Source organism: Mesorhizobium sp. M0768 (assembly GCF_040320195.1).
Lineage (GTDB): Bacteria > Pseudomonadota > Alphaproteobacteria > Rhizobiales > Rhizobiaceae > Mesorhizobium.
This window is the reverse complement of sequence record NZ_JAMYPD010000004.1, coordinates 40,895-53,401: the sequence shown is the minus strand read 5'-3', so window position 1 is coordinate 53,401 and position 12,507 is coordinate 40,895. Positions and strand designations below refer to the sequence as shown.

14 protein-coding genes are annotated in these 12,507 nt (G+C 64.0%); 10 read left to right on the top strand and 4 right to left on the bottom strand.

All coding sequences use genetic code 11. The annotated features are described in order from the left end of the window. Positions 1 to 47 precede the first annotated feature (47 nt). A complete protein-coding gene (locus tag NKI08_RS06790; RefSeq protein ID WP_352708224.1) occupies positions 48 to 920 on the bottom strand; it encodes a methyltransferase domain-containing protein in 873 nt (290 codons plus the stop codon). Between the two features lie 54 nt (positions 921 to 974). Here NKI08_RS06790 and NKI08_RS06785 point away from each other — a divergent pair, with 54 nt between their 5' ends. From NKI08_RS06785 to NKI08_RS06765, 5 genes are read left to right on the top strand one after another with little or no spacing between them, the layout of a single operon-like run. After that, positions 975 to 1,775, top strand: coding sequence for a ComF family protein (locus tag NKI08_RS06785; protein ID WP_352708226.1), 801 nt, complete (start codon positions 975 to 977; stop codon positions 1,773 to 1,775). A gap of 37 nt (positions 1,776 to 1,812) precedes the next feature. Beyond that, positions 1,813 to 2,082, top strand: coding sequence for a glutaredoxin 3 (gene grxC / locus NKI08_RS06780; RefSeq protein ID WP_023677983.1), 270 nt, complete (start codon positions 1,813 to 1,815; stop codon positions 2,080 to 2,082). A 10-nt stretch (positions 2,083 to 2,092) separates the two neighbouring features. After that, positions 2,093 to 2,959: a carbon-nitrogen hydrolase family protein gene (locus NKI08_RS06775; RefSeq protein ID WP_352677702.1), complete on the top strand. Its 867-nt coding sequence runs from the start codon at positions 2,093 to 2,095 to the stop codon at positions 2,957 to 2,959. Continuing rightward, positions 2,956 to 3,381 (top strand): DUF1178 family protein, encoded by a 426-nt coding sequence (locus NKI08_RS06770; RefSeq protein WP_352577149.1) that lies wholly within the window; start codon positions 2,956 to 2,958, stop codon positions 3,379 to 3,381. Before NKI08_RS06775 ends, NKI08_RS06770 begins: the two co-directional genes overlap by 4 nt. A gap of 8 nt (positions 3,382 to 3,389) precedes the next feature. After that, on the top strand, positions 3,390 to 4,085 hold the full coding sequence (locus NKI08_RS06765) for a hypothetical protein (protein ID WP_352767968.1): 696 nt from the start codon (positions 3,390 to 3,392) through the stop codon (positions 4,083 to 4,085). A 77-nt stretch (positions 4,086 to 4,162) separates the two neighbouring features. On the opposite strand, the gene NKI08_RS06760 is transcribed toward NKI08_RS06765, so the two are convergent. After that, a complete protein-coding gene (locus NKI08_RS06760) occupies positions 4,163 to 4,963 on the bottom strand; it encodes an SDR family NAD(P)-dependent oxidoreductase (protein WP_352767965.1) in 801 nt (266 codons plus the stop codon). Between the two features lie 180 nt (positions 4,964 to 5,143). Here NKI08_RS06760 and NKI08_RS06755 point away from each other — a divergent pair, with 180 nt between their 5' ends. Together NKI08_RS06755 and NKI08_RS06750 are read left to right on the top strand one after the other, a co-directional pair. Then, positions 5,144 to 6,364: a helix-turn-helix domain-containing protein gene (locus NKI08_RS06755; RefSeq protein WP_352767962.1), complete on the top strand. Its 1,221-nt coding sequence runs from the start codon at positions 5,144 to 5,146 to the stop codon at positions 6,362 to 6,364. Between the two features lie 9 nt (positions 6,365 to 6,373). Then, positions 6,374 to 7,027: a Vgb family protein gene (locus NKI08_RS06750; RefSeq protein ID WP_352471321.1), complete on the top strand. Its 654-nt coding sequence runs from the start codon at positions 6,374 to 6,376 to the stop codon at positions 7,025 to 7,027. Positions 7,028 to 7,067: 40 nt separating this feature from the next. Here NKI08_RS06750 and NKI08_RS06745 read toward each other — a convergent pair whose 3' ends face one another. Then, entirely contained in the window at positions 7,068 to 7,553 is a 486-nt protein-coding gene (locus tag NKI08_RS06745) for a MarR family winged helix-turn-helix transcriptional regulator (RefSeq protein WP_352453076.1), read from the bottom strand. Between the two features lie 101 nt (positions 7,554 to 7,654). Here NKI08_RS06745 and NKI08_RS06740 point away from each other — a divergent pair, with 101 nt between their 5' ends. Beyond that, on the top strand, positions 7,655 to 8,545 hold the full coding sequence (locus tag NKI08_RS06740; RefSeq protein WP_352471318.1) for a DMT family transporter: 891 nt from the start codon (positions 7,655 to 7,657) through the stop codon (positions 8,543 to 8,545). Positions 8,546 to 8,564: 19 nt separating this feature from the next. On the opposite strand, the gene ubiG is transcribed toward NKI08_RS06740, so the two are convergent. Next, the gene (gene ubiG, locus NKI08_RS06735) at positions 8,565 to 9,314 is read right to left on the bottom strand and encodes a bifunctional 2-polyprenyl-6-hydroxyphenol methylase/3-demethylubiquinol 3-O-methyltransferase UbiG (RefSeq protein WP_023675148.1); all 750 of its coding nucleotides are present in this window, start codon (positions 9,312 to 9,314) and stop codon (positions 8,565 to 8,567) included. 214 nt (positions 9,315 to 9,528) lie between these two features. Between ubiG and NKI08_RS06730 the strand changes: the two genes are divergently transcribed. Both NKI08_RS06730 and NKI08_RS06725 read left to right on the top strand, forming a co-directional pair. After that, positions 9,529 to 10,098, top strand: a complete 570-nt coding sequence (locus NKI08_RS06730; RefSeq protein WP_352619600.1) for a putative glycolipid-binding domain-containing protein — start codon at positions 9,529 to 9,531, stop codon at positions 10,096 to 10,098. Positions 10,099 to 10,250: 152 nt separating this feature from the next. Beyond that, positions 10,251 to 12,452 (top strand): sensor domain-containing diguanylate cyclase, encoded by a 2,202-nt coding sequence (locus NKI08_RS06725; protein ID WP_352767957.1) that lies wholly within the window; start codon positions 10,251 to 10,253, stop codon positions 12,450 to 12,452. The last annotated feature ends 55 nt before the right edge of the window (positions 12,453 to 12,507 follow it).

The following is a 12,507-nucleotide window of genomic DNA, read 5'->3' as shown; positions in this document are numbered from 1 at the left end:
GCTTAGCTTTTGCGTGGGATACGCTTAGCTTCTGCGCAAGGATCCGCTCAGGGGCCGCCGGGGTTTTCCAGGATTGTCTTCAGCGATATTTTTGCGGAGCCCGGCTTCAGCGGCTTTTGCTGAGAGGCATCGGGCGCCCAGCCTGACATCCAGACCACCGAGAAACTCGCCCTGACGCGGCCATCGGCATCCGAAAACCGCTCCGCATAGATTTCGGCGGCGCGCGCGAACAGCGCTCGCGTGCCCGGCCGCCTGCTGCGGTCGACAAGCGCGCTGGTCTCGCCCATGGCGCGCAGATCGGCGATCAGACCAAACAGCGAATCGTAGCGCACCGTGATCGTCTCGACGTCGGCAACCGGCAACGCCAGGCCGGCGCGCTGCAGCAGCGCGCCGGCGTCGCGGACGTCGGTGAACGGGATCACACGCGGGCTGGCGCCGCCATAGAGCTCGGTCTCGGCGGCAAGCAGGCTTTCGCGCAGCTCGGAGAGCGTGCCTGTGCCGGCGAAGGCGCCGAGGAAAAGCCCGTCCGGCTTCAGCGCCCGGCGGATCTGCACCAGCATGCCGGGAATGTCGTTCATCGCCTGCAGCGACAGCAGCGAGACTGCGAGGTCGAGGCTTTCCGGCTCGAATGGCACGGTTTCCAACGGCGCCAACAGTCCTGGCTGGCCACCCAGGAAAGCGGCGTCGGCCTCGACGCGCACGTTTTCCGTCACCTTGCCGCTTTCGGCGAGCACCTCTGCTGCTGCCGGCGTCTGGCAAAACAATGAGGCCGCCTTGCCGAACCTGCGTTCGACGGCGCCGAGCCGGTCGGCAAGATCCTCGGCCGCCCGCCGCATGAGGAAATCCGCGCCGGCGATGGGACGGGCCATTGCCCGGCGCTTGCGCGCCAGCCAGAGCGAGGTGTCGATTACGGGCTGCAATGGGCAGGTCCTTGTGCTTCGCTCTCTGATATAGTGATGCCGAGGACCAACCACGTGGCCGATCCGATGCCAGAGATCAAGCGTATTGCGATCAAGAGCATTGCCCGAAAGGCGTTGGGCTGGCCAGCGCGCCTCTTGTTCCCGCCGGTCTGTGCCGGCTGCCGCCGCCATGTCTCGCAGCCCGGCGTGTTGTGCGGCGCCTGCTGGCCGAAACTCAGGTTGCTGGAACAGCCATGGTGCCCGGTGATGGGCACGCCGTTCACCCACAGTATGGGTGAGGGTTTCCTTTCGGCGGAGGCGATAGCCGACCCGCCGCCGTTCGAGCGCGCGCGGGCGGCGGTCGCCTATTCCGGCGTTGCCCGCCAGATGGTGCAAGGGCTGAAATACCAGGACCGCACCGATCTGGCGCCGTGGATGGCGCGCTGGATGCTTCGCGCCGGTGCCGAACTCATCGCCGAGGCCGACGTGGTCGTGCCGGTGCCGCTGCACTGGCGGCGTTTCTTCCGACGGCAGTTCAACCAGTCGGCGGAACTGGCACGGGCGGTGGCGCAGCTCGGGGAGCGGCCTTTCGCGCCATCAGCCATCAGGCGCATCAAACTCACGCGCCAGCAAGTCGGGCTGGAGCGGCGGGAACGCGAGGAAAATGTTCGCGCCGCATTCAAAGTGCCTGATGAGGCGGAGATCGAAATCGCCGGCCGCCGGGTGCTGTTGATCGACGATGTCTACACCACCGGCGCCACCGTCCGCGCGGTCGCCAGGGCATTGAAGAAGGGCGGTGCCGGCGCGGTCGACGTACTGACCTTCGCGCGTGTGCTGCCGGGGGACTTTCGGGCCGACGAATCGGCGCCTATATAGCCTAGATGACAGCGGAACGAGGCAGGGTTGCTGACCGATGGTCGATGTGACGATCTACACGCGGATGATGTGCGGCTATTGCACCGCGGCCAAGCGGCTGCTCGACAGGAAGGGTGTGACCTACACCGAGCACGACGCCTCCTTCTCGCCGGAGCTGCGCCAGGAGATGATCTCCCGGGCTCACGGCCGTTCCACCTTTCCGCAGATATTCATCGGCGACACGCATGTCGGCGGCTCCGACGATCTCCACGAATTGGAGGCGGAAGGACGGCTGGACGGATTGCTCGCCAACGGCTCGGCCAGATAGGGACATGACGATGGGTGGTTTCAAGGCGGCGGCGATCCAGATGCGTTCGGGAACCAGCCCGGAGCGCAATGCGGTCGATCTGGAACGGCTGGTGCGCGAGGCGGCAGGCCTTGGCGCGAGCTACATCCAGACCCCGGAAATGACCGGCGCGCTGATCCGCGACAGCCAGGCGCGGGCCGCTTCCTTCACCTCCGAAGACAAGGACGTCATCGTCTCGATTTCGCGGAAGCTGGCCAAGGAGCTCGGCATCTTCCTGCATATTGGCTCGACCGCCATTCTGCGCGCCGACGGCAAGCTCGCCAACCGCGCGCTTTTGTTCGGGCCGGACGGCGCAATCCTTGCCGTCTATGACAAGATCCACATGTTCGACGTCGATCTCGACAATGGCGAGAGCTGGCGCGAATCCGCCGCTTATGAGCCGGGCACCGAGGCTGTCGTCACCGAAATCGAGGGCGCGAAGCTAGGCTTTGCCGTCTGCTACGATCTGCGCTTTCCGCAGCTGTTCCGTGCCGAGGCGCTGGCCGGCGCCGATCTGCTTTCGGTGCCCGCAGCCTTCACCCGCCAGACCGGAGAAGCGCACTGGCACGTGCTGCTCAGGGCGCGCGCCATCGAGAACGGCGCCTATGTCGTCGCCGCCGCGCAAGGCGGCGTGCATGAAGACGGCCGCGAAACCTATGGCCATTCGCTGATCGTCGATCCCTGGGGCCGCATCGTCGCCGAAGCTGCCCATGACGAGCCGGCGGTGATCGTCGCCGAGATCGACCCGGCGCAGTCAGTCGCTGCGCGCAAAAAGATACCGAATCTCAAGAACGCACGCGATTTTGCCGTAAACGCCGGTTCGGCGGAGGCAATGCCGCTCAGGGGTGCCGCCTCTTGATCCGCTTTTCCCTGATCTGCGAACACGAGCACGAATTCGAGGCCTGGTTCCGCAGCAACGACGATTTCGACACACAGAAGAGGCGCGGTTTCGTCGATTGCCCGGCCTGCGGCTCGCACAAGGTCGAGAAGGCGCTGATGGCGCCTGCCGTCTCCACCGGGCGCAAGCGCGAAAGCATCGCGCTGGCCATGGGCGAGGCGCAAAAGCAGGCGCTGGCGCAGCTCAAGGCCATGGCCGACAAGGTGCGCGAGAACGCCGATTATGTCGGCGACAAATTTGCCGAGGAAGCGCGCAAGATCCATTTCGGTGAAAGCGATCCGCGCGGCATCTATGGCGAGGCGACGCTGGACGAGGCCAAGAGCCTCGCCGAAGACGGCGTCGAGTTCATGCCTATTCCAAGTTTCCCCGACGACCGCAACTGAGGAAAGTCTTGCCCCATCCGGAGAAGACTGAAAAGCGGCGTGGTTCAGAGATAGTGATCCGTGTTTTCAGCTGGTTGGCTATAAAGTCGATCGACAAGAGAACGATCGATGGGTTGCCAGTTTTCTATAATGGCGAGAGCGGTGGGAAAGATGCAGATAAGGTTGCCGCCGCGCTGCGATTGATTCAAGAATTTGACCCTGTTCGATACAGCCGTCTGGTCCGCGATCTCAAACGGATCTGGATCACAATCAATCCAGGTGCCGCTGCGCAATTTGTGAAATCGACTTCGACTTGCGAGCTTGATCGGCGATTTGTTCTAGGCGAGCACACGCTGACCGACCAGATCGCCAGCGCGATAGTGCATGAGGCGACGCATGCGCGTCTCCATCAGCGAGGCATTGGCTATAAGGAGGAATTGCGCCACCGGGTGGAATGGGTTTGCATGAGACGTGAACTGGCTTTTGCGGCGAAACTGCCGGACGGGGCGAGTATTCGTCAATGGGTCGAAGCTCGACAAACGGAACCCTCGGATTTTTCCAATGTAGCGATGAATGGTCGGCAAATTGATAGCGCGCGTGATGCCTTGCTCCATCTCAATGCTCCAGGTTGGCTGGCAGACTTGATCGTCTTTTTCGCCCGGCGGCGATATCAGAGGCGTATCAGGCGACAAGAAGCTGAAGCGCATTTCGACAAGCGAAAATGATGCTCCGTTTCGCTTGTGGGGATTCGCTTCCGCCCAGAGCGGCGATGCCGCCGCCCCCTGCACAAGCGTCCGCAATTTCAGGCCGAGCAGCAAGGATGGGCCTCGCGGGTAATCGTTTTGCTGCTTCTTTCATGCCCACTGCCTGACGGGCTTGCTTCACTTGACGGGCTTGCTTCCGCATAGGCTGCAAACTGGCGTTCAAGCGCCTTGACTGCACTGCTGCGCCAGCCCTCCGCCACGGATTCCGACATGGGATCGGGGAAGATTTCCTCTTCGCCGTTCTCCACGCCGTTCAGGATTGCCCGCGCGACAGACTCCGGAGAAGCCTTCGCGATGTCCAGGCCCCGTGTCATGTCCGTGTCCACCGGGCCGGGAAGGACCCTGTGGACGCTGACACCCCGTCCGGCCAGGAGCGTGCGCAACGACTGCGACAGCGAGAACGAGGCCGCCTTCGAGACCGAGTAGGCCGGACTGAACGGCACGGCGGCAATCGAGGCCAGCGACAGAATGTTGACGATGGCTCCCCGCGACCGGGCCAGCAACGGCAGCAGAGCCTGGGTAACGTCGTACGAGCCGAAGAGGTTTACGGCGAGCTGTTGTTCGAGCACACGACGGTCGCTGAGGTCATCGAAGGGCGATACGCCGGCGTTGTTGATGAGAATATCGAGAGCATCGATCTTCTCGACCGCCTCCCGGATCTGCGCAGCGTTGGTCACATCCATGGTCAGGGACGTCACACGCCGGTCCGGATGAGCCATCGGTTGGCGGCTTGCGGCGAAGACGCGCTTTACGCCTCTGCTCAGGGCTTCCTCGACCAGTGCCCGACCGATGCCCCGATTGGCTCCAGTCACCAGGATGGTTGTACCTTCGATCTTCATTGCGTCTCTCCTAATGCTTATCGTTGTGTTCGAGCCCAGTGCACAGTCTAGCCGCGACTCAAGGTTGGCGCGCCGCAACTCAGGTTGGCTACAGTCGCCGTTGTCGATACGACTGGTTGGTGAGATGGACTTAGCGCCGGATGTCGAAGCCATGGGAGTGACAAGTGTGACGGGATTCCGATGGACTCGCTGATCACGGCCGCGGCGCATGCGCTTGCGGCGGGCGATCCGCTCGGCGCCTTGAAGCGGGTTGCGCTGCGCGACGATGCGCCGGCACTGGCGTTGCGCGGTATCGCGATGGCGCAGCTTGGCGACCTGGTTCGGGCGAAGGTTCTTCTCAAGAGGGCGGCGCACGCATTCAGCCCGAGGGAGGCCGTGGCCCGCGCGCGGTGTATCGTCGCCGAGGCCGAGATCGCGCTCGTCTCGCGCGACCTTGCCTGGCCGGCCAAGGCACTCGACGCCGCACGGGCGACGCTTGAAAAGCATGGCGACCGCGTCAACGCCGCGCATGCGCGCAACCTCGACGTTCGGCGCCTGCTGCTGATCGGCCATCTCGACGAAGCCGAGCGCAGGCTGGACGGCTTCGATCCCTCGCCGCTGCCGCCGGCATCGCGGGCCGCCCACGAGCTGGCTGTCGCCGGCATCGCCATCCGCCGCTTGCGGACCGGCCCTGCGCGCGCCGCGCTTGGCCTGGCGGCGCGGGCGGCGCGCGCGTCCGGCATCCCCGCGCTGATCGCGGAGGTGGAGAGCGCATCGCTGGTGCTGGACACGCCGGCCGCACGCCTTGTCGCGCGTGGCGGGGAACGGCCCCTCCTGCTCGATGAAGTCGAAGCGCTCCTGGCGTCGGGGGCGCTCGTGGTGGATGCATGCCGCAATGTCGTGAGGGTCGCAGATACGGTCGTCTCGCTGGCGACCCGCCCGGTGCTGTTCGCGCTGGCCCGCGCGCTGGCCGAAGCCTGGCCGGGGGACGTGGCAAGAGCGACGCTCATTGCGCGCGCTTTCCGCGGAAAGGACGCGGACGAATCACATCGCGCACGATTGCGCGTCGAAGTCGGGCGGCTTCGCGCGGAGCTTCGGAGCTTGGCGGATGTGAGCGCGACGAAGCGGGGCTTTGCGCTGGCCCCGCGCCGCGCAGGTGAGGTCGTCGTGCTGGCGCCACCCGTCGAAGAAGAGCGTGCCGCCGTGCTCGCCTTCCTCGCCGACGGCGAGTCTTGGTCGAGTTCGGCCCTGGCGATTGCGCTTGGAGCCAGTTCGCGTACCGTGCAGCGAGCGCTCGAGCAGCTCGCCCAGGCCGGCAAGGTGCAGTCGTTCGGCCGCGGACGGGCGCGTCGCTGGATGACCCCGCCGCTGACGGGTTTCCCGACAATCTTGTTACTCCCCGGCCCACTGCCGGGCTACTAGGATGGAATTATGGAACGATCCGCAGCCGAAATCCTTCGAGAATATGGACCCTTTCCGGGTGTCGACCACGTGGACGGCGTTACCTTCGACGGTGAGCATGTCTGGTTTGCCTCAGGCGACAGATTGAACGCCTTCGATCCGGCGAGCGGCAAAGTGGTGCGCTCGATCGACGTCGCGGCACACGCCGGAACGGCCTTCGACGGCCAGCACCTCTATCAGATCGCCGAGGATCGCATCCAGAAGATCGATCCGAAGAATGGCCAGGTGCTGGCGACGATCCCGGCGCCCGGCAATGGCGGTGATTCCGGGCTCGCCTGGGCCGAAGGAACACTCTGGGTCGGGCAGCATCGGGGCCGAAAGATTCATCAGGTCGATCCCGAGACAGGGGCAATTCTTCGCACCATCGTTTCCAACCGCGTCGTCACCGGCGTCAGCTGGGTCGACGGCGAGCTGTGGCATGGCACCTGGGAGGGTGAGGAGAGCGATGTCAGACGGATCGATCCTGAAACGGGAAAGGTCCTTGAGAAGCTCGATATGCCGCCGGGAACAGGCGTGTCGGGGCTCGAATCCGATGGCGGCGACCAGTTTTTCTGTGGCGGCGGAAACAGCGGCAAGATCAGAGCTGTTCGCCGGCCCAAACGAGGCTCGGCGACCAGGATTTAAGCTTTCCACCCTCTCGGCCGGCCCTCTTGGCCGCCCTGGGTTAGCCTAGGCTCGCTATCAATTTTTCGAGCAGGCGTGCGAGCATGATCTGCTCCGGGCGTGCTAACCCAGAAAGTATCTGGTGCTCGTTGGCGACGTGAGCGGTAACCGCCTCGTCAATCAACGCCAGACCCTTTTTAGTCAGTTGCACGACAATGCCGCGGCGATCGTCGGGGTGCGGCCCGCGCTTGATCAGACCGGATTTCTCGAGCCGATCGAGGCGATTGGTCATCGCGCCCGACGTTACCATCGTCGCCTCGTAGAGAGCCGTCGGCGTCAGCGCGTATGGCGGCCCGGAACGACGCAGCGTCGCCAGCACATCGAATTCTCCGGATTGCAGCCCGTAACTTGCAAACAGCGGCGCCAGCCGCTCTCGTGCGATCAGCGAGGCGGCCTCGTTCAACCGTCCGAGCACGGCCATCGGCGAGACATCGAGATCCGGCCGTTCCTTTTTCCATTGCCCGATCGCTTTTGCTGCGCGATCCATGTCTCTCACCGTTATGTATCTTGACGTGAAGAATCTTTACCTTATCTTACCTCAGCTTGCGATATTGGCCAAGTGCCGCGAACGGGCGACGGGACGGTGCGATGAAATTTCTCTGGGACTCGGCGCTTGGCCTTCTGGTCGTCACCGGTGGACTGCTCGGCCTGACGCTGCCGTTCGGCAAGATCGCGACGGCGGCCGGCGTGGCCGCCATGGTCTGGGCCTTCGTCATCTCGCTTGGTGCCGGCGGCGTGCTTTTGTGCGCATTGCTGCTCAACGGGAAGCGCATGCGGCTTACGCCGCACAGGCTGCGCTATTTCTTCGTCACCGCGGCCGTCTCATATGCAATCCCCAATCTGCTGATGTTTTCAGCCATTCCGCATCTGGGCGCCGGCTACAGCGGCATCATGTTCACGCTGTCGCCGGTCGTCACGCTGGTGTTCTCGATGCTGCTCGGCGTCAGGCGCCCGACCATGCTGGGTATCGTCGGCATAGTCGTCGGTTTCGTCGGCGCAGTCATGGTGGCGGTGACGCGCGGCGAAGCGGGCCAGCCGGCCGAATTTTTCTGGGTTGCGATGGGCCTGCTCATCCCGGTCAGCCTCGCCGCCGGCAACATTTACCGCACCGTCGACTGGCCCGAAGGCACCGGCCCGATCGAGCTCGCCGTCGGCAGCCATCTGGCAGCAGCCTTGATGCTGGTTGCCGGCATTCTGGTCCTGCTTGGCGGCAATGCATTCGGCTCGCTCGGCGGCGTGCCGCTGGTCGCCGCGGCACAGGTGGCATCAGCCTCGGCGATGTTCGCCTTCTTCTTCCGCCTGCAAGCGGTCGGCGGCCCGGTCTATCTCAGCCAGATCGGCTATGTCGCGGCGGCGGTCGGGCTGTTTGCCGGGACGCTCTTCCTCGGCGAGCGCTATCAACTGCTGACCTGGGCCGGTGCCGTCATCATCACCGCCGGCGTGTTCATCACCACCAAGGCGCAAAGCCAGAGGCCATAGGGGCCAGAAGGCGTAAGCTTCAGACGGATGCCTTCTCCGCCAGCACCATGTAGTTGACGTCCATGTCCTTCGAGCGCTGCCAGCGGTCGGCGAGCGGGTTGTAGGTGACGCCGGTGCGGTCGATGACGGTCAGACCGGCGCCGGCAAGCGCCTTTTCCAGTTCCTCGGGGCGCACCAGCTTGCCGAACTGGTGGGTGCCGCGTGGCAGCCAACGCAGCACATATTCGGCGCCGATGATGGCCAGGCCCAGGGCCTTCAGCGTGCGGTTGATGGTGGCGACGAACATGATGCCGCCGGGCTTGACCATCTCGCCGCATTTGGCCAGAAACAGATCGACATTGGCGACATGCTCGACCACTTCCATGTTGAGGATGACGTCGAATTTTTCGCCGGCATCGGCAAGGTCTTCCGCGGTCGTGGCGCGATAATCCACGCTCACGCCGACTTCCGCCGCATGCAGCTTGGCCACTTCAATGTTGGTGGCGGAGGCATCGGCGCCGACCACTTCGGCGCCAAGCCGCGCCATCGGCTCGCACAAAAGCCCGCCGCCGCAGCCGATGTCAAGGAAGCGCAGGCCTTCGAACGGCCGTGCCGCACGCGGATCGCGGCCGAAGCGGGCCGCCACCTGGTCGCGGATATAGGCAAGCCGGATCGGGTTGAACTTGTGCAACGGGCGGAACTTGCCGTTCGGGTTCCACCATTCGGCGGCAAGGGCGGAAAAGCGTTCCACCTCTCCGGCATCGATCGTCGATCGTCGGGGCTCAGGCATGGCGTGGTCTCCTCGGACGCTAGGAAGTCGGGCGCGAGGCTGCGAATGTCAAGGCGCGAAATTCACCGCCGGCGGTGCGATGCGCGCGATGCCTTCCGGCGCCGCCTTTTGCCGGCTGCATTTGTGTCAGCACGTGTCAGTTGATGGTGTGCCGGAAGGAAACGCCTAGGCTTTGGCGGACGAAGCAGAGACATCGGGTTCGGAGGAGTGCGCAATGATGCGAGCGGTTGCTTCCATTCTTTGGCGCCGGCTTGACCAGGAAGGCCACGACGCTTGCCTTCTGTCGGAAGCGAGTTCCGGGTGGAACCTCAGGGGACACGCGCTTTTCGTCCAGGACGGCGAGCCGTGCAGCATCGCCTACGAGGCGGACTGCGACGCCGATTGGCATACACGATCGGCGCGCGCCGACGGCTTTCTCGGCACGCAAGAGCTGCATTACAGGATCGACCGGCTGACCGAGCGCCAATGGACGCTGAACGGCGAGCATCAAGCGGAAGTCGACGGTCTCATCGATGTCGATCTCGGCTTCACGCCCGCCACAAACCTTTTGGCGCTTCGCCGTTTTGCCCTCGATGTCGGTATGGCGACGCCCGCGCCGGCAGCCTATCTGACATTTCCCGAACTCAGGCTCGTTCGCCTCGAGCAAACCTATCAGCGCGTCGATGCTGCACATTACGCCTATGCCGCCCCGATGTTCGGCTACCACGAGACACTGGAGGTCTCGCCGCTCGGTTTCGTCCTCGACTATCCGCGCCTGTGGCAGGCCATCGTACGGACGGGCTGAACCGCCCGCGTTGGGAGTGCAGCTGGCCGGTGTGGCTTAACGGCAAATTTACGATATTGGCGGTTTCTTAACGTTGGGTCAGTGTTTGGCATTTAGATTGCTGTCCGAGTAGGGGCAGCCCGGTGCGCATAAGAACCTAGATAGTCGCGACATTGTTCAGCGCCGTGGCCTTGATCGGCCTGGTCGGCGGCGTTGCGATCGTCTCGCAGATATCGCTGACCAAATCCGTGGCGCTGGCCGAGGCGACAAGCGTCGCACGGCAGTTGGCCGAAACTATTGCCTTCAGGGCATCGGACGCGCCGCGTTCATTATTCGAGAGACCCGATGCGCTCCGCGAATTCGTGACTTTGCAGCACGGCCGCTCGAAACGCGATCTCGTCATCGTAGACAAGAACAAGGTTATTTTCGCCGACGTTCCAGGAGAAGAGCAAAATATCGGCACGACGTTCGACTACGATCCCGGCAATGAAATCGCCCGGACGATTGACGACGGCGTGCCGCGCAACTTCGTCGAGGCCAGTGCCGACGTGGCCGATCCGATTGACCTGATTGCAGTGCCGATCGAGGATGCACCCGGCAAGATCGCCGGCGCCGTCCTGTTCGAGTATACGCCGCTGCTGCGTGCCGCGCAGCAGCGCACGAACGATATGCTGTGGCTTGTGGGCCTGTGTACCGCTGCAGCCGTGCTGATCGCGGCGGCCTCCGCCTTCCTGTTGTTGCGAGGCTTCAGTAAAGGCCTTGCTGGTCTCAACCGCGGCATCGAATCGCTGGCGCGCGGCGACGCCGGGGCCCGTATCGGCCGCACCTCCGATGACGAGTTCGGACAGTTGGCGCAAGGGTTCGACACCATGGCCTCCGAAATCGAAGCCTCGCGCGCTCAACTTGTCGATCAGAAGGCCTACATCGAAGACATCGTCCAGACCGTTGCCGAAGGCATCGCCGTCATCGACGGCAAGGGTCAGGTCGTGTCCGTCAATCCGGCGGCAGCCGAGATCATCGGGCGGCGCAGCGACAAGGTCGTGGGGCAGGACTGGCAGTCGGCCCTGGATATCCGGGGGCCGTCGGGAGACAAGCCCGCGTCGGGAACATCTCCGGTCGAACTGGCCATGACCACCGGCCGCCGCCACCAGAATGAGGTGAGGCTGGCAAAACCGGATGGGACCTCCTTGCCCGTGGTCGTCAGCTGCAATCCGCTCAACCGCGCCGATGGCGGCATCGTGCTGACGCTCAGCGACATCAGCGACCTGCGCAGTGCCGAGCGGGCGGTGCACGATCGTGCCGAAGAACTGGCGAGGCTCAATCGTGAACTGAAAGAGACATCGGAGGCCACGACCCGCCTGGTCAAGCTCGGCGAACTGCTTCAGGCCTGCGTCACTTTTCACGAGGCATTTTCCGTCGTCGGCTCCGCCATGCCTGATTTCTTCGGCGGATTGAGCGGAACCGTTCATCTGACCAGTGCGTCGCGCAACCTGGTGGAGGAGATGGCGCATTGGGGCACCATCCGGTCGAGCGTCGGCCAGTTCGGACCGGAAGATTGTTGGGCGCTGCGGCGCGGCCAGGAGCACGTCGCCGGTCCAGGCATGCTGACGCCGCGCTGCAACCACATCACCGAAAATGGCGGCCGCGGTTATGTCTGTATGCCTCTAGCAGCGCAGGGAGAGACGCTCGGCATCCTGCATCTGTGCGAGCCGGACGCCGCCGCCAAACCGGAATGGCTGGCCGAACGGCAGCAGATACTGCGCGGCGTCGTCGATACGCTGGCGTTGGCGCTTGCCAATCTGCGTCTGCGCGAAACGTTGCGTCAGCAGTCGATCCGGGATCCCAACACCGGGCTCTACAATCGCCGCTACCTCGAGGAGACCAGCAGCCGCGAGCTCAGGCGCCTGGAACGTGCCGAGCAGCCGCTGACGTTGATCATGCTCGACGTCGATCATTTCAAGCAGTTCAACGATACGTTCGGCCACGAAGCGGGGGATCTCGTCCTCAAGCAGGTGGCCGCCACGCTGGTCGACCATGTCAGGGAAAGCGACGTGGTATCGCGCTACGGCGGCGAGGAATTTGCCTTGATGATGCCGGGAACGTCACTGGCCGATGGCGCCGATCGCGCCGAAGCGTTGCGCAAGGCGATCAAGCAGCTGCATGTCACGCATCGCGGCCGCACGCTCGGCACCATCACCGCGTCGTTCGGGGTCGCCGCCTTCCCGGAGCTTGGCGCCTCATGGGCGGAGGTCGTCAATGCCGCGGATCGCGCTTTGTATCAGGCAAAGGCCGAGGGCCGTGACCGCGTCATCGCCGGAGCGGGTCTCGCCCGTGTCGAGCAACAAAAGCCAAAACTCACCAAGAGCGTGGCTTGAAATCTGGTTGATCGACGGGGCAAGGCGACGGAATCCTCACCGCCTTGCGAAACCG